The organism is Rhodococcus sp. WB1 (assembly GCF_001700945.1).
Taxonomy (GTDB): Bacteria; Actinomycetota; Actinomycetes; order Mycobacteriales; family Mycobacteriaceae; genus Rhodococcus; species Rhodococcus aetherivorans.
In genome coordinates, this window is record NZ_CP015529.1 from 680825 (window position 1) to 696750 (window position 15926).

Consider the following 15926-nt stretch of genomic DNA (forward strand, 5'->3'; position numbering starts at 1 on the left):
TACCGGGTCCTCACGGAAACTCCAGCCCCGACAGTGCGGCGTCACCGGTCGACGTCGTGGTGTTCGGCTCCGGCGCAGCGGGATTCGCAGCCGCGCTGGCCGCGGCCGAGGAAGGCGCCACCGTGCAGCTGTACGAAAAGTCGGAGGTGCTCGGCGGAACCACCGCGAAATCGGGCGGCGTCTACTGGATTCCCGACAACCACCTCATGCGAGAGCACGGCATCGAGGATCCCCAGGACCGCGCGGTCAGGTACATGGCACGGGTGAGCGCCCCCGAACGCTACCGCGCCGACGACGCACTGCTGGGGTTGTCCCACTGGGAATACGATCTGCTCACCGGCTACTACCGGATCGCCTCCGAGGCGGTGGAATTCCTCGACGGCATCGGGGCACTGCGGTCGACGATCGAGACGGCACTTCGGTTTCCCGATTACCACATGACCCTGCCCGAGCAAGGGGGCGTGTTCGGGCGGGCGCTGTGTCCCGCCGACGAACACGGACGCCCGGCGGGCGGCGACGAACTCATCGCCCAGTTGGCGGCGGCCGCCGCGCGCAGCGGTGTCCGGGTCGCCACCCGGCACGCCTTCGTGGGACTGGAGATCGACGACGGCCGGGTGGTCGGTGCGGTGGTGCGCGACCTCGAGGCCGAGCGTGACAGCACCATCCGTGCGGAACTGGGCGTCGTGCTCGCCGTCGGGGGCTTCACGCACGACGCCGAGCGCCGAGCCCGTTACCTACCCGCTCGGGTGTGGGGCGGATGCGCCGCGGGCACGAACACCGGGGATGCGCTCCCGGCGTTCGAGGCCCTGGGCGTGCCCCTGCACAACATGGACCGCGCCTGGTGGGACCAGGTCGCGATCGAGCACACCCGGGTGGGGGCGACCGAGACCCGCGCAGGAATGTGGGTCGCCCCGGGGGACTCGTCCCTGATCGTGGATCTCGACGGGCGACGGATCGTCAACGAGAAACAGTTCTACAGCGACCGGGCCAAGGTGCACCTCGGGCCCGACGCGCCGGAGCTGCTCGTGCTGGTCTTCGACGGCCGGACCGAGGAGCTGTTCTCGAGGGAGCCGTTCGCCTATCCGTTGGCGCTGCCCGGCGAGCCGCGGTCGCACCTCGTGTCGGGCGAGAGCTGGCAGGAGTTGACCGAGAATCTCGCCGACCGGCTGCACTCGCTCGCGGCGGTGACCGGCGGCGCCCGGCTCGGCGCAGACTTCGGGTCGAACCTGGTCGACACGGTTGCCCGTTTCAACGAGCTGGCGCGCGCGGGCGTCGATTCCGACCACGGCCGCGGGAGTGAACCGATCGAGGCGTTCTTCACCGGCGAACCGCGCGCTGGCGGCGGCCCGAATCCGGTGATGGCGCCGCTGCGCGGGCGGGGACCGTACTTCGCGGTGCTGATCGGACTCGGGACGCTCGACACCAAGGGGGGCCCGCGTACGACTACCGACGGCCAGGTGCTCGGCGGTGACGGCGTCCCGGTGGAGGGCCTCTACGCCGCGGGGAACTGTGCGGCGTCGCCGTCCAACGACGGTTACTGGGCGGCCGGGGCGACGATCGGCCCGGCGTTGGCGTTCGGGTACAGCGCGGGGCGGCACCTGGCCTCCCGACGGGCCGTGGAGACCGAGTCCCGGATGCGGGAAGTGTCGAGATGACCTTCATCATCGGAGCGGCGTGCATCGATGTCATGGACCGGTCCTGCCTGCAGGAGTGTCCGGTCGACAGCATCTACGAGGGCGCCCGCAAGCTGTACATCCACCCCGTCGAGTGCGTGGACTGCGGTGCCTGCGAGCCGGCCTGCCCGGTGGAGGCGATCGCCTCCGATCGCGACGAGGACGAGGACTTCGCACCGTTCGTCGCCGACGCCGTCGAGTTCTTCCAATCCGTGCTGCCGGGCCGGGTGAACCCGATCGGGTCGCCGGGCGGCGCGCGAAGCACCGGGCCGGTCGGAGTGGACAGCCGCTATGTGCGCGAGCTGCCCCCGGCCGGTTCCTTTACCTAGCCGCGGCGCGGAAGCCGCGGACCACCAGAAGGAGAGACAGCATGACCAAGGTGACAGTTGTCAGTGCGCACGGGCTGGACTGGGTGTGGCGGACCGGCGGAACGATTCTCAAGTACGTCCAGGCCGGGGCGGAGGTGACCGTCGTCTGCCTGTCGATGGGCGAGCGGGGCGAGTCGGCGTCGGCGTGGGCGGAGCCGAACCAGTCCGCGGAGCGGGTGCGGGCGATGCGGCTGGCCGAGGCGGAGAAGGCCGCGGCGGTGGCGGGGGTCGAACTGCGCACCTACGACTGGGGCGACTACCCGATGATCATCGATGACGAGCGGCGCCTGGAGATGGTGCGGCTGCTGCGCGAGCTCCGTCCGGATGTCGTGCTCACGCACGGTCGCCGCGACCCCAACAATCCGGATCACGTGGCCACCGCCCGCGTGGTCGAGGACGCCGCGATCTGGGCCCGGGCCCACGGTCGCCTGCCGGAGTCGGAGCGGTTCGTCGTTCGGCAGATCCACGGTTACGAACCGGAGTTCCCGGAGTTCTGCGACTTCCAGCCGGACACCTACATCGATATCAGCGATGTCGCCGAGCAGAAGCTCGAGATGATGCAGTGCTCGCAGGTACAGCAGTTCATGATCGAGGTCTACGAGCAGCGGGCGCGTTATCGGGCGATCATGGCCGGGCTGCTGCTCGATCGCAAGGTCACCCACGCCGAGGCCTTCGAACGTTTCCTGCCCGCCGCGGGAGGGCTGTTCTGATGGACAACTTGCCCGTCAGCCCGTCGATCGTCGACCGTGTGGACCGGCGCGTCGGCGCGCACGCGGCGGAGTTCGCCGAGCTCGGCGTCGCGACGGTGCACGAATCACAGGGGCGCAGCGGGCTCATGGATCCCGCGATCAAGCCGCTTGTGGCTGGCTCCCGCGTCGCGGGACCCGCGGTGACGTGCCTGAACCATCCCGGGGACAACCTGATGTTGTTGGCCGCGCTCGACCTGTGCCGGGAGGGGGATGTCCTGGTCGTCGGGAACCTGGCGCCGTCCACCGCCGGCATGGTCGGTGAGATCATCGGCAGCATCCTGGTGGCCCGTGGGGCCGCGGGTCTGGTGGTGGACGGGGGCGTGCGCGACATCCGTGAGCTCCGCCGGCTGCCGTTGCCGGTGTGGACCAGGACGGTGTCGGCGATGGGGACCACCAAGGGCGGGCCGGGGTGGGTCAACACCCCGGTCGTCGCCGGCGGGACAACTGTGCGGCCGGGGGACCTGGTGGTCGCCGACGACGACGGTGTCGTGGTGGTTCCCCGCGAGTCGGCCGACGAGGTCTTGGCCCGTGCCCGGGACCGGGCCGAGCGGGAGTCGCTGCTGCTCAAGGATATTGCGGCCGGTCGGTGGCCCGGGTTGTCGCCGGAGTTGCGCGAGCAGCTGCGCCGGCTCGGCGTCACGCGGATCCCCGGCCCGCACTAGGACAATCTCTCCCGAGAGGGGTACTCATGCGTTTGTGTTCGTTTCTGTCCGGGGAGGTCGCGCATGCCGGTGTCGCCGGCGTCGATGATTCCGTCCTCGACGTGACCCGGATCGTCGAGGCCCGAGGTGACGATCTCCCGCGGACGGTGGCGGGGTGGGTCGAGCTCGGCTCCGCCGGGATCGACCGGCTGCGTCGGCTGTGTGCGGAGTCGTCTTCGGAGCATGTCGTCGGCGACGTCGGTGATCTCACGCTGCTGGCGCCGATGGGGCGACTGGCGCGCAACGTGATCTGTGTCGGTGCCAACTATCGGGAGCACATCGAGGAGTCCGTGCGCGCGGTGGGAGAGATCGACGTGCCGGACGCGCCCGTGTATTTCACGAAGGACGTGCGCAGCGTGTGCGGCCCGTTCGAGGACATCAGCTGGGATCCGGCGGTGAGCGCGCAGCTCGACTGGGAGGTGGAGCTGGCCGTCGTGATCGGGCGCGCAGGCCGCAACATCCGGCCGGCGGACGCGCTCGGGCACGTCTTCGGTTACGCCGTGTTCAACGATGTCAGCGCCCGGGACGTCCAGCTTTCCCGGAATCAGTGGTGGAAGGGCAAGAGCATCGAGGGCTCGTCACCGTTCGGCCCGTTCTTGGTGACGAGCGACGAGATCGCCGATCCGCAGGATCTCGAGCTCACGTGCTGGGTCGACGGCGTGGAGATGCAGCGTTCCACGACCAAGCTGATGATCCACGATGTCGCGGCCCTGATTGCGGATCTGAGCCGGACGTTGACGCTCGAGCCCGGGGACGTCATCAGTACCGGGACCCCGGCCGGCGTCGGGTTGGCCCGTACCCCGCCGCAGTGGCTTGTACCCGGATCCGTTCTCGAGAGTGAGATCACCGGGCTGGGCCGACAGTGCAACCGCGTCGTCGAAGCTGGAGTGTGAACTCTCATGGCAAATCTCGTCGGTGTTTTCGGTACCTCTCACAGTCCCGCGTTGATCACTCCGGTGTCCGACTGGCCGGCTCTGGAGCCGAACATCGCGCGCCCGGGGCTGGACCGCCTCGTCGGTGACGTGCGGGACCTCTGGGACGCGCACGAGGCGCGCTTCGACGCCGCCACGGCGACGCTGCGCGCGGCTGTTCTCGCGGTGGAGCCGGATGTGCTCCTGATCGTAGGCAGTGACCAGGGCGAGAACTTCGGTCCGCGGTCCGCGCCCGTGTTCGAGATGTATCTCGCCGAGCATCTCGACGCGAGCGCGGCGAACCGGCGCGACGAGGGACCCGAGCAGTTTCGGATCTCCGTTCCGATCGCTCGGGATCTCGGGATCGATGTTCTGAAGTACTTGTGTCACAATGGTTTCGACATCGCTCACACCTCGGAGACGGTCGACGAGTACGGTATCGGGCATGCGGTGACCTGGCCGATGCGCTTTCTCGATCTGGTCGATTCCGGGCTCGCATTGCTGCCGGTGGTGACCAACGTGTGGAATCCGCCGAACGTACCGAGTGTGGAGCGGTGCGTGGCCTTCGGTCAGGCACTGCGCGCGGCGATCGAGGCGGCCCCCGCGCAAACCCGGGTCGCGGTGCTCGCCTCCGGTGGGCTGAGCCACCTCGTGCTCGACGAGGAGCTGGATGCTCGGGTCCTGGCCGTGCTGCGCTCGGACGACGTCGGCCTGTGGGGGAGCATCGGGGACGACGAGCTCCGACTTGCCCACGACAAGCACGGCCTGCCACTGCGCCTCAACGGCACGGCGGAGATCACCGACTGGATCATCGCCGACGCCTGCGCGCAGGCCCCCGCCGACATCATCGACTACGTGCCGGCGTACCGCACCCGATCCGGCTACGGGGTCGGCATGTGCTTTGCCCAGTGGAACCTGCCGACCTGATCCGCACTCCGGCGTAATCCTTCGGCGGACTCCATGCTCGCAGCCTCGGCCGAGGAAGACGTCGGGCTCCGGTCGCCGGTGCGGCACTGTTCCCGGATCGTCGTCGAGCCGCCGACGAACATCGAGATGCGCACCGAGTACCCGAAGAACACTTTCAACGCTCTGCTCGCCGAGGTCGTCGTCGCACGCACCTGGGACGGGACCAGGGCACGCCCTTGCACCACACCAGCCGTCATACGTCGAGGCGGGCGCCGCCCGCCTGAACACCAACTGTCACATCAGAAAGGACTCACCCATGTCCCTGAACGGATACCACGGCTCCGAAAACGACATCCTCATCGAGATCGAGAACCGCATCGCGTGGATCACCTTCAACCGGCCGGAGGCGTTGAACGCGTTCGGACCGGCCCAATTCCACCGTCTCGCCGACCTGCTCGACGGCGTCTCGGTGAACCCCGATGTCGGCGTCGTGGTGCTGACCGGCAACGGGCGCGCCTTCTCGGCCGGTGGCGACGTGCGGGAGTTCACCAAGAAGGGCCTCGTCGACACCGGGGTGTATGCCCTGCGCGCGATGACCTCCATTCGATCCTGCCGCAAGCCGGTGATCGCGATGGTCAACGGGATCGCGGTCGGCGGCGGTAACGAGCTGGTCATCGCGGCCGACCTCGCCATCGCGGCGCGCAGTGCTCGGCTGGGTCAGGCCGGCACGATGATCGGCGCGTGTCCCGTGCTGGGCGGGACGAACGTCCTGCCCCTCCAGATCGGCGAGAAGCGCGCGAAGCAGATCGTCTTCTTCAGCGAGAAAGTCCCGGCCGAGCAGGCGTTCGAATGGGGTTGGGTCAACGCGGTCGTCGACGACGCCGACCTGAAGTCGACGACCCGCGAGTGGGCCGAGCGGTTGCTCGCGCTGCATCCGCAGTCGCTCCAGATCGCGAAGGCGGGCAGCAACGTGTGGTGGAATTACTCCTACGACACGATGGTCAATGGCCTGGACATGATTGCGATGGGTGTGCCGGCCGAATCCGTCGACGAGGGACGAGACGCCTTCCTGGCCAAGCGTCCGGCGGACTACTCACCCTGGCACTGATCTCCCGCCTTCTCCCGTCGTTACACCCCCGTCGCACGGAAATGGGTACGGTGCATGACCGGTATGCGATCTCGATGCTGATCCAGGCGCTGCCGGCGGCCGTGCACTCCCTTGCTCCCGCGGTCTTTCCGGCCGGACTGCGGGGCATCGGGAACAGTGCGGGGCAACCGCATCGGCTGAATCGCCGGAATAGCTGGAGGACATCGCTGCCGACGTCGAGCAGGGAGGCCGGTCCGCTGACAAGTGCGACGTGGTGCGCGGGATTGTCACGATGGCGGTGGCCGGCGCCGAGTGGACCGGACGCCGGAGGATGCGGGTGGGCCCCGGATTCGACGACGTCACATCGATCGGATCGGCCGACGCTACGTCGGGCCGGCCTCCGGCCGGGGCATCGGCTATCCGGAGTCGTTCGATCCGAGCCTCGTCCGGACGCGGTGTTGCCCCGTGGACCAGGCGGTCCTGCGCACCTACACGATCCGTTCCGTCCACCCGCGTCCACGCGTCCTGGCTGTCGGGTGCGGCTGCGGCGCGGCACCGAACCGGGTGACCAGGGCGGGCATCTTCGCAATCTCGCTGTGCGACCTGATCACTCGGATCAACGGTGCTGTCGGCCGGTCCGGTGTGCCTGACCGCGCCGGCGCTCGAGCGCACTCACCGAGACCCGTTCGCCGAGAGTGGGCCTGACGGCGGGCGCTGTCGGCGCCGAAGCCGGATGCGGGGAGGCAAGAGCGCGCCTCGGGTCTTGCCCGGCAGCGTGCCGCTGGTGCGGTGGTCCGTGGTCGACTCGGTTCCCGCCCGCCGGATTGGTGAGACAGCTCACATTTTTTCATTGACCTTCCGATCGGAAGGCCTTAATCTCGGATCCATCGCCCGAATCCGGGGCACACCATTCACCGGCTACCGGCCCTACCCAATCTGGGGGAGCAGTGGACACAAGCAACAGCGAATACAACAACCGCTATGTCGCCACCCTTCATGATCCCGACACGATCCACCGCGAGATGCGGGCCAGATGTCCCGTCCAGCACAGCGAGACCCACGGCGGATTCTGGGCGTTGACCCGCTACCAGGAGGTCGACGCGGCCACCCGGGACACCGAGCGGTTCTCCTCCCTGCCGACCATCACCTTGCCGTCCGTCGGCGCGCCCCGACCGTTCATTCCGATGGAGTCCGATCCACCGCAACACTCGAAATACCGCTCACTTCTCAACGTCGTCTTCAATGCCCGCCGGTTCGCGGAACTCGAGGGCGAAATCCGCAAGCACGCCGTCGAGCTGATCGAACGCTTCACCGCCGCCGATGAAGCCGACCTGGCGCGGGACCTGGCGTTCCCGCTGACGACGCGGGTGATCACCTGGCTGCTGGGAATCCCCGACGAGGACGTCTCCCGGTTCAGTGACTGGTCTCTCGGGCTGGTCTCCGTCGCCTCGCCGGAGGAGGGCCTCGCACTGCAGATGGAGATCCGCGACTACTACGTCCGCCACATCGCCGCCCGTCGAGAGAATCCGACCACAGACCTTGCCAGCCATCTGCTTTCGTCGACCATCGACGACCGCGCGGTCACCGAGGAGGAAGTTCTCGACATCTACCTCTCCCTGACCGGGGCCGGCGGCGAAACTACCGCAGCGGCAGCCAACCACATCTTCACCCTGATCGATCGTCACCCCGAGCTCCGCTCACAACTGCAGGCCCACCCCGAGATGCTGACCTCGGCAGTCGAGGAGTTCCTGCGCTACATCTCCCCCGTTCCCGGCTTCGCGCGCACGACCACGTGCCCGGTCGAGGTTGCCGGGACGGTGATCCCGGAGGGTGAACGCGTGTGGTTGTCGTGGCTGTCCGCCAATCACGACGAGGCGGCCTTCGACGAGCCGGCCCAGATCCTCCTGGATCGAAGGCCGAACCGGCATCTCGCATTCGGAGCGGGCGTGCACCGGTGCCCGGGCGCGCCGCTGGCCCGGATCGAACTGCGCATCATGGTCGAGGAAATCCTTGCCCGCATTCCGGACTACCGGCTGGCGGATCCGAGCGCCGTTCAGATATCGGAGGGGCAGACGCGGATCATCCGCTCCCTGCCGATCGTCTTCACGCCGCAGCGCTGACCCCCCACCGGTGCACGTCGCCGGGCGCCCGGCATCCATTCCACCACGCTCAGGAGGTTCATGTGAGAGCCGCAGTCAGCCGCAGAGTCGGCCAGATCGAGATCGAGGAGCTGCCGGATCCCCGGCCCCGGGCCGGGGAGGTGCGCGTTCGCCTGGTGAGTTCGGGCATCTGCCACACCGACGTCTCGGTCCTGGCCGGGCATCTGCCGTCACCGCGCCCGATCGTCCTCGGCCACGAGGGAGCGGGCATCGTCGACGAGGTCGGACCGGGCGTCGAGCAACTCGCGGTCGGAGACCACGTGCTCTGCTCGATCATCACCTCATGCCACGCGTGCTACCAGTGTCTGCGAGGCGAGTACGCGCTCTGCGAACGCGCCGTCGGCTTCTCCGGCACCATGCTCGACGGCACCACCAGGTTGCGCTCGCGCGACGAGGACGTGCACACCCTCTTCTGCCAGGGTTCGTTCGCCGAGTATGCGGTGGTGCCGGCATCGGCGGCGGTGAAGATCCGACCCGACGCGCCGCTCGAGAAGCTCGCCGGCCTGGGCTGCGCGTGGTCGACGGGCCTGGGGGCGGCGATCGTCCGCGCGGAAGTGCGACCCGGCAGCAACGTCGTCGTGATCGGCGCCGGCGGCGTCGGCCTCGCCGCGATGATGGGTGCGCGGGCGATGGGTGCGACCTCTGTCATCGCCGTGGATCTCGCCGAGCACAAGCTCGCGCGGGCTCGCGAACTCGGTCTCGCCTCGCACACGATCTCCGTATCGGGACCGGAGGCCGTGGTAGCCATCCGCGACCTCACCGACGGCAGGGGCGCGGATTACGGATTCGACGCGGTGGGCGCGCAGGGCACGCTGGAGACGGCGCTGCAGGGCATCCGGCCCGGCGGGCTCGCAGTGGCCATCGGTGTCATGGATGCGTCGGTGACCGTCACGTCCGACCTGTTCGCGTTCCTGATGCAGAAGCAACTGACGGGTACGTACGCAGGATCGATCATTCCGCAGCGGGACATCCCCGCGTTCGTCGACCTCTACATGGACGGCCGACTGCCGCTGGACTCGGTCATCGACGCGACCTACGGGCTCGACGACGTCCCCAAGGCCCTCGGCCAACTGGCCGCCAACGAGATCACGAAGGGCGTGGTGTTGCTGTGAACGGACTCGACATGCAGATGTACGTCGACGGCCGGTGGCGCGACTCGACGTCCGGCGGACGGATCGACGTGGTCAACCCCGCCCGCGTCACGGAACTCGCGGGGTCGATCCCCGACGGGGCACATGCCGACGTCGACCTCGCCGTCGCCGCCGCAAAGGCGGCGCAGCGCGACTGGGCGCGGCTACCGCTCGTCGAGCGGGCCGCCATGGTGGCCGATGCCGGTGCGCGACTGACGGCGATCGATCCCTCGGGCCCGGAGGTCCTGACCCGCGAGATGGGCAAGATCCTGGCGGAATCGATCATGGACTTCCAGTCCCCTCCATGGGGATGGAAGCACTACCTCGACAACCTCGACGATCTGGCCGCGATCCTGACGGACAGCCGCGTCGACGACACCGGGCGGCTCGAGGTCAGACGCCGACCGGTCGGGGTCGTGGGGGCGATCGTCCCGTGGAACTGGCCGATCGCGCTGCTCGGCGTCAAACTCGGCCCGGCCCTGCTCGCGGGTAACACGATCGTCGCCGTACCGTCTCCGTTCGCCTCGCTGGGGGTTCTCAAGGCGATCGAGGCGATCGGTGCGGCGCTGCCCGCCGGCGTGGTGAACGTCGTCACCGGGACCGGCGACCGGGTGGGGGCCGCGTTGAGTGCGCATCCCGACATCGACATGATCGCGTTCACCGGTGGGCCCGAGGCCGGCCGGGCGGTCGCCCAAGCCCTCGGATCGCGGCTGCGCCGGGGAGTGTTCGAGTTGGGTGGCAACGATCCTGCCGTGCTGCTCGACGACGTGGTCGTCGACGACGAGCTGATCCGGAAGCTGGTTTCGGCTTTCACCGTCACCTCCGGGCAGGTCTGCTTCGCAGTCAAGCGGCTGTACGTGCACGAGACGCTGCTCGAGGAGGTGACCTCCCGTCTCGGCGAGGCACTGCAGGAGTTCGTGGTCGGTGACGGGCTGGATCCTGAGGTGACGATGGGTCCGCTCGCCAACGAGCGGCAGCTCAAGCGGTTCACCGCTCTGCTCGCGGAGGCGGAATCCTCTGGTGCCCAGGTGAAGTCCTTCGGTCGTGCGCGCGACACGGCGTCGTGGGAGGGCGGGTACTTCCACCTGCCGACACTGGTGACGGGCGTCGCGGCGCAGGAGCGCATCGTCACCGAGGAACAATTCGGCCCTGCGCTGCCGATCCTCGGTTTCCGAACCGAGAGCGAGGCGATCTCGCTCGTGAACTCGACCCCGTACGGTCTGACCTCCAGCATCTGGACGGCGGATCCGAGCCGCGCCTGGAACATGGCCGGCGAGATCGATGCAGGCGTGACCTTCATCAACAAGCACGGCATGGCAGCGTTCGATCCGGGCGCGCCGTTCGGCGGGGTGAAGGCCAGTGGCTACGGGCGCGAGATGGGCATGGAAGGCCTGCTGGAGTTCACCTGGACCCAACAGATCAGCGATCGACAGATCCTCGGATAGACCCGCGCCCGGACGGGCACGGCGGCGCCGAGGCGTTCGGTCCGGCGCCGCCGCAACCGACCCGATCCTGGCGGCTTTCGGATTATGAACGACGAACACATTCGAACGGATGACATGGCATGGCACACTCTGACCTCGACGCTGATCCGCAACGGATGTACGAGCTGTTGGTGCAGCAGGTGACGTGGGAGGCGGACGGCGTCGTCTCGATCCGGCTGATCGATACGAACGGCTCCGAGCTGCCGACGTGGGCGCCCGGTGCCCACCTGGACCTCATCCTGCCCTCGGGCAAGGTGCGGCAGTACTCGCTGTGCGGGGATCCCGACGACCGCGCTGCCTACACGGTGGCGGTGCTGCGCGAGGAGCACGGCCGTGGCGGCTCACGGGAGATCCACGACAGCGCGCTGGTCGGCCGGACGATGTCGGTGCGCGGACCGCGCAACCACTTTCCCCTGGTCGACGCCCCCTCCTACCTGTTCGTGGCCGGGGGGATCGGCATCACGCCGATGCTCGCGATGGTCCGCGAGGTGCGGCGACGGGGGGTGCCGTGGCGACTGGTCTACGGCGGGCGCAGCCGGTCGTCGATGGCCTTCCTCGGCGAACTGGACCGCCTCGGTGGGGGGAACGTCGACGTCGTCCCCCAAGACTCGCACGGGATGCTCGATCTGGACGCGGTGCTCGCCGCGGTCCCTGGCGACTGCGTCGTCTACTGCTGTGGGCCCGAGGGTCTGATCCGGGCGACCGAGGAGCAGGTCGATTCCCGATTCGCGCCGGACGCCCTGCATGTTGAGCGCTTCGGTGCGGCGTCGAGCAGTCAGTGCAGCGAGAGGCCCCCGGCCGAGAGCGCTGGCACGGGGTTCGAGGTCGAACTGCGTCGTACCGGCGCGGTGTTGGACGTGCCGCCCGATCGAACTCTGCTCGACGTCGTCCGGGACTCTGTCCCGGACTTCCTGTCCGATTGTGAGGAGGGCTTCTGCGGAGCCTGCGAGGTGCGGGTACTCGAGGGCGAGCCTGAGCACCACGACCTACTGCTGTCCGACCGCGAGCGCGAATGCGGTGACCGGATGATGATCTGCGTGGGTCGCTCGAGGTCCCCGCGTCTGGTCCTCGACCTGTAGTTCGCCGCGCCCCTACAGATGGGAATAATCTTGGAATCCATAACATTTCCGGCGGTCGGCCGCCCGCGTGGCGCGGCGGCAGACTTCCGGTACGACGCAGGGGCGACGGCGCCCGCACCCGCCCGGGTGCGGCCACTCGACGAGATCGTGCGTGAGGTGGTGGCGCCGGGAGACCAGATCCATTTCCCGTGGCTCTCGACGCGCGCGTACGCGTCGCTGTTCGAGGTGCTCCGGCAGGTCAGATCGGGCCGACTGCGCGGGCTGACCGTCATCTCCGCGTCGCTGCGCGCGGAGGTCGCCCTCCTCGTCGCCTCCGGCGGCGTGGACCGGCTCGTCACCGCGTTCGCCGCCACCACGTATCCGGCGGTGCGGCCGAACACGATCCTGGCGCAGGCCATCCGGGACGGCGCGCTCGTCGTCGAGGAGTGGTCCATCCTGGCGCTGATCCAGCGGGTGCTCGCCGGCGCGCTCGGATGGCCGTTCGTGCCCGCGACGACGATGGACGGCACAGACCTGCCCGTCGTGCCCGGATCGCGGCCCGTCCGCAACATTGTCAATCCCTTCGATGAGTCGGACTGCTCGGTGATGCCGGCCCTGCGTCCGGATGTGGCGCTGATCCATTGCCCGGTCGCGGACTGGCACGGCAACGGCGTGGTGTTCCCGCCGTTCGCGGAAGACCTCCACACCGTCTATGCGGCGCGCAAGGGCGTCATCCTGACGGCCGACCACATCGTGTCGCCGGCTGATCTGCGGCGGTGGGCGGGCCACGTGAGGGTCCCTGCGGCCTGCGTTCGCGGGGTCGCGCACGTCCCGTTCGGGGCGCACCCCTCGGCTTCCCCGGTCCCGATTCGGGTAGAGGGCGCCGCCGGGTACGGCGAGGATTACCGGTTTCTTGCCGAACTGGGGTGCCTGCGGACCTTCGAGGAGGCGGAGGAGTTCAGCCGGCGCTGGATCGACGTGCCGACCCGCGCACACTACCTCGGCGAACTCGGTCGTGAGCGCATCGAGCACCTGATCGCGATGGACCTCGACGAGTCCTGGCGGATCGACGAACTCGATGCCGAACAGACCCGCGCGGAGACCGGCTCGGTGACCCTGGGCGAACGCCTCGCCGTCTCGGGTGCCCGCGCCATGGCGAACCTGGCGCGCGCGTCCGGCACCCGGACCGTGGTGGCGGGCGCCGGCGTGTCGCACCTCGCCGCTGCGCTGGGCCGGGTGACACTGCTGGACGACGAGCACGTCGTCGACCTGGTCTTCGAGAGCGGGGTGCTCGGCTATATCCCCAGACCGCACGACGCGACGCTCTCGAACACCCGCAACCTCCCCACCGCGCGTCACCTCAGCAGCGCGCTGGAGGTGCTCGGCATGCTGCTGCCGGCCACCCCGGACACCACGATCGCGGTGCTGTCGGCCGGGGTACTCGACAGCGATGGGAATGCCAACAGTAATCGCACGCCGTCCGGACAGTTCCTTGTCGGCGGCGGGGGGAGCACCGACATTGCGTCGCGGGTTCCGACGGTCGCCGTCGTCGCGGCCGACTCTCGAAAATTCGTGGGCATGGCCGATTTCACCAGCTATCACGGAGCGAATGTCGCGGTGATCGCCACCGACGTCGGGCATCTGAGTAAGTGCGACGGCGAGTACGTGCTGTCGGCGTGGTTCAAGGATGCCGCCGCCGGGGCCGACGAGGCGCTGGCCCGCGTGCGCGCGGCGACCGGATGGGATGTGCGGCTCGCGCCCGACGTCGAGCAGCTGGCGGCGCCGTGCACCGCGGAACTCGAATACCTCAGGGCCATCGACCCGGAGGGCAACCTGATCGGATGAGCGCGGACTCGCCCGATGATCGAAAACGCAAGGATGGGTCGGATGAACAGCGAGGACCGAGAACTCGTACAGTTCGCGGCGAACTGGGCACCGTTCGGGGGCGCGCCACCGGACGAGGTGTTTGTCACGTTCGGGATGACCGTGGACCGGTATCAACGCCGGCTGCGGGAGATCCTCCGCACCGCGCGGGCAACCGATTCGCCGACCGCGTCCGGACGGAAAGATATCGCTAGGCGAGCTCATAAACTGATGGAATCAGTTGAACCACAGCGTATTCGCTGATCCATTCCGTTGACCGGTTTCGTGACATCGTGTACCTTCCAATCGGCAGGGTAAAATGCGATCGATATCACACCTACGCTGCTCGGGTGGGTAGAGCTCCGAGCGATGCCTGCCGGCGAGCCATGCGCCGTCGATGCCGGTCCGAGCCGACGCGTTGGTGGACGGCGCGGTGCAGCGCGACCGCGGTCCGGTTGTTCCTCGGGGATCCGAGACTTTCTTCGGTGCATAACGTCATGTCGACAGAATGGAGTCATGAATGGCGCTCGATATTCACAACCCGGATGTCGAAAGTCAGGGGAGGGAACTGGTTCGGTCGGAGCCCACTTTTCTTCCGGATCCGCAGCCTGGGGATCTGTGGTGTCCCCTCATCTCGGTGGACGATCACGTTCTCGAGCCGGCGGACATCTTCACCCGCCGAACGAGTTCGCGGTATCGCGATCTTGTTCCGTCGGTCGTTCCGGATCAGGACGGAATACCGTATTGGCACATCGATGGTGACCGAGTTCCCATGCGTCTCACGATGTGTGGTGCGGTCGGTCGGCCGATCGAGGAGTGGAGTCTGGCACCTCAGAAGTACGAAGATTTCCGCCCCGGGGTGTGGGATGTTCATTCCCGGATAAAGGATATGGATCTCAACGGGGTGTATGCCTCTCTGAACTTTCCGTCATTCATCTGGGGGTTTGCCGGGAAGCGGTTGAGCGGGATGCGCGATCGGGAGGTTGGTCTGGCTTCCGTCCGGGCGTACAACGACTGGATGCTCGAAGAATGGTGCGGGGCCTATCCGGACCGATTCATCTCCTGTCAATTGCCCTGGCTCCTCGACCCGGAGGTGGCGGGATCGGAGGTGAGAAACAACAAGGAACGTGGCTTCCAGTCGGTGACATTCTCGGAGAATCCCGAGGGGCTGGGTCTTCCGTCGCTCTACTCCGAATACTGGGATCCGTTCTTTCGTGCATGCGAAGAGACCGAGACCGTGATCAACCTGCACGTGGGGTCCTCGGGGTCGATTTGCCAACCGAGCGTGGCATCGCCTGCAGATGTGACGGTTGCGCTTTTTCCGTTGAACTCCGTTCAGGCAGTGGTCGATTGGATATTCTCTCGGATCCCTCTGCGGTTTCCGCGGCTGAAGATCGTACTCTCCGAATCCGGTGTCTCATGGGTGCCGATGATCATCGAGCGACTCACTCGTTCCTACCGACAGGCTGCCAGTTCGAAGACGTGGAGCCCGTCGGATCCGAACCCGGTCGACATCCTGCGACGCAACTTTTGGTTTACGTCCATCGAAGATCCGGCGGCGTTCCGGATGCTCGACATCATCGGCGCCGACAGAGTCATGGTCGAGACGGATTATCCGCATGCCGACTCCTCGTGGCCGGAGTCGCAGGACCTGTTCCGTCGGGACATGAAGTCGCTGCCTCGCGGCACGGTCGAGAAGCTCTGCTTCCGGAATGCGAGTGCGCTCTACCAGCATCCTCTCCCTCCTCAGGCGCTGATCGATTCCTCGAACATCGCCCACTCCTGATCTCGAGTATCGGAAGCGACATCACTCTTCCTCCCTTCCAGGAGCAGTCAA

14 protein-coding genes are annotated in these 15926 nt (G+C 67.8%); all 14 read left to right on the forward strand.

What is annotated here, in order from left to right; genetic code table 11:
* The first annotated feature begins 56 nt into the window (after window positions 1–56).
* The 14 genes from A4U64_RS03205 to A4U64_RS03265 all read left to right on the forward strand — a co-directional run bounded on the left by A4U64_RS03205 (window position 57) and on the right by A4U64_RS03265 (window position 15875).
* Window positions 57–1655 (forward strand): FAD-dependent oxidoreductase, encoded by a 1599-nt coding sequence (locus A4U64_RS03205; RefSeq protein ID WP_198163380.1) that lies wholly within the window; start codon window positions 57–59, stop codon window positions 1653–1655.
* Window positions 1652–2002 carry a ferredoxin gene (gene fdxA / locus A4U64_RS03210; protein WP_065922150.1) on the forward strand — a complete coding sequence of 117 codons (351 nt, stop codon included), beginning with the start codon at window positions 1652–1654 and terminating at the stop codon, window positions 2000–2002. The genes A4U64_RS03205 and fdxA overlap by 4 nt, the downstream gene beginning before the upstream one ends.
* A 41-nt stretch (window positions 2003–2043) precedes the next feature.
* Window positions 2044–2751, forward strand: coding sequence for a PIG-L deacetylase family protein (locus A4U64_RS03215; protein ID WP_065922151.1), 708 nt, complete (start codon window positions 2044–2046; stop codon window positions 2749–2751).
* Window positions 2751–3452 (forward strand): 4-carboxy-4-hydroxy-2-oxoadipate aldolase/oxaloacetate decarboxylase, encoded by a 702-nt coding sequence (locus A4U64_RS03220; RefSeq protein WP_065922152.1) that lies wholly within the window; start codon window positions 2751–2753, stop codon window positions 3450–3452. Before A4U64_RS03215 ends, A4U64_RS03220 begins: the two co-directional genes overlap by 1 nt.
* A 26-nt stretch (window positions 3453–3478) precedes the next feature.
* The gene (locus A4U64_RS03225; RefSeq protein ID WP_065922153.1) at window positions 3479–4384 is read left to right on the forward strand and encodes a fumarylacetoacetate hydrolase family protein; all 906 of its coding nucleotides are present in this window, start codon (window positions 3479–3481) and stop codon (window positions 4382–4384) included.
* 51 nt (window positions 4385–4435) lie between these two features.
* Window positions 4436–5329, forward strand: coding sequence for a hypothetical protein (locus A4U64_RS03230; RefSeq protein WP_168580965.1), 894 nt, complete (start codon window positions 4436–4438; stop codon window positions 5327–5329).
* A 295-nt stretch (window positions 5330–5624) separates the two neighbouring features.
* Window positions 5625–6416 (forward strand): enoyl-CoA hydratase/isomerase family protein, encoded by a 792-nt coding sequence (locus A4U64_RS28130; protein ID WP_054373365.1) that lies wholly within the window; start codon window positions 5625–5627, stop codon window positions 6414–6416.
* 926 nt (window positions 6417–7342) lie between these two features.
* Window positions 7343–8515: a cytochrome P450 gene (locus A4U64_RS03240; RefSeq protein ID WP_065922155.1), complete on the forward strand. Its 1173-nt coding sequence runs from the start codon at window positions 7343–7345 to the stop codon at window positions 8513–8515.
* Between the two features lie 62 nt (window positions 8516–8577).
* A complete protein-coding gene (locus A4U64_RS03245) occupies window positions 8578–9666 on the forward strand; it encodes an alcohol dehydrogenase catalytic domain-containing protein (protein ID WP_065922156.1) in 1089 nt (362 codons plus the stop codon).
* Entirely contained in the window at window positions 9663–11129 is a 1467-nt protein-coding gene (locus A4U64_RS03250; RefSeq protein ID WP_084648589.1) for an aldehyde dehydrogenase family protein, read from the forward strand. The genes A4U64_RS03245 and A4U64_RS03250 overlap by 4 nt, the downstream gene beginning before the upstream one ends.
* Window positions 11130–11248: 119 nt before the next feature.
* Window positions 11249–12247: a PDR/VanB family oxidoreductase gene (locus A4U64_RS03255; protein ID WP_065922157.1), complete on the forward strand. Its 999-nt coding sequence runs from the start codon at window positions 11249–11251 to the stop codon at window positions 12245–12247.
* 30 nt (window positions 12248–12277) lie between these two features.
* Window positions 12278–14071 carry a CoA-transferase gene (locus A4U64_RS03260; protein WP_198163382.1) on the forward strand — a complete coding sequence of 598 codons (1794 nt, stop codon included), beginning with the start codon at window positions 12278–12280 and terminating at the stop codon, window positions 14069–14071.
* Window positions 14072–14113: 42 nt separating this feature from the next.
* On the forward strand, window positions 14114–14353 hold the full coding sequence (locus A4U64_RS28135; protein ID WP_157127560.1) for a hypothetical protein: 240 nt from the start codon (window positions 14114–14116) through the stop codon (window positions 14351–14353).
* Between the two features lie 256 nt (window positions 14354–14609).
* Window positions 14610–15875 carry an amidohydrolase family protein gene (locus tag A4U64_RS03265; RefSeq protein ID WP_065922159.1) on the forward strand — a complete coding sequence of 422 codons (1266 nt, stop codon included), beginning with the start codon at window positions 14610–14612 and terminating at the stop codon, window positions 15873–15875.
* Window positions 15876–15926 lie beyond the last annotated feature (51 nt).

What these genes read in the sequence shown, in the direction of transcription:
- A4U64_RS28135 (WP_157127560.1), top strand. Translation starts at nt 14,114, where the DNA reads ATGAACAGCGAGGACCGAGAACTCGTACAGTTCGCGGCGAACTGGGCA.
- A4U64_RS28130 (WP_054373365.1), top strand. Translation starts at nt 5,625, where the DNA reads ATGTCCCTGAACGGATACCACGGCTCCGAAAACGACATCCTCATCGAG.
- fdxA (WP_065922150.1), top strand. Translation starts at nt 1,652, where the DNA reads ATGACCTTCATCATCGGAGCGGCGTGCATCGATGTCATGGACCGGTCC.
- A4U64_RS03220 (WP_065922152.1), top strand. Translation starts at nt 2,751, where the DNA reads ATGGACAACTTGCCCGTCAGCCCGTCGATCGTCGACCGTGTGGACCGG.
- A4U64_RS03215 (WP_065922151.1), top strand. Translation starts at nt 2,044, where the DNA reads ATGACCAAGGTGACAGTTGTCAGTGCGCACGGGCTGGACTGGGTGTGG.
- A4U64_RS03265 (WP_065922159.1), top strand. Translation starts at nt 14,610, where the DNA reads ATGGCGCTCGATATTCACAACCCGGATGTCGAAAGTCAGGGGAGGGAA.
- A4U64_RS03255 (WP_065922157.1), top strand. Translation starts at nt 11,249, where the DNA reads ATGGCACACTCTGACCTCGACGCTGATCCGCAACGGATGTACGAGCTG.
- A4U64_RS03225 (WP_065922153.1), top strand. Translation starts at nt 3,479, where the DNA reads ATGCGTTTGTGTTCGTTTCTGTCCGGGGAGGTCGCGCATGCCGGTGTC.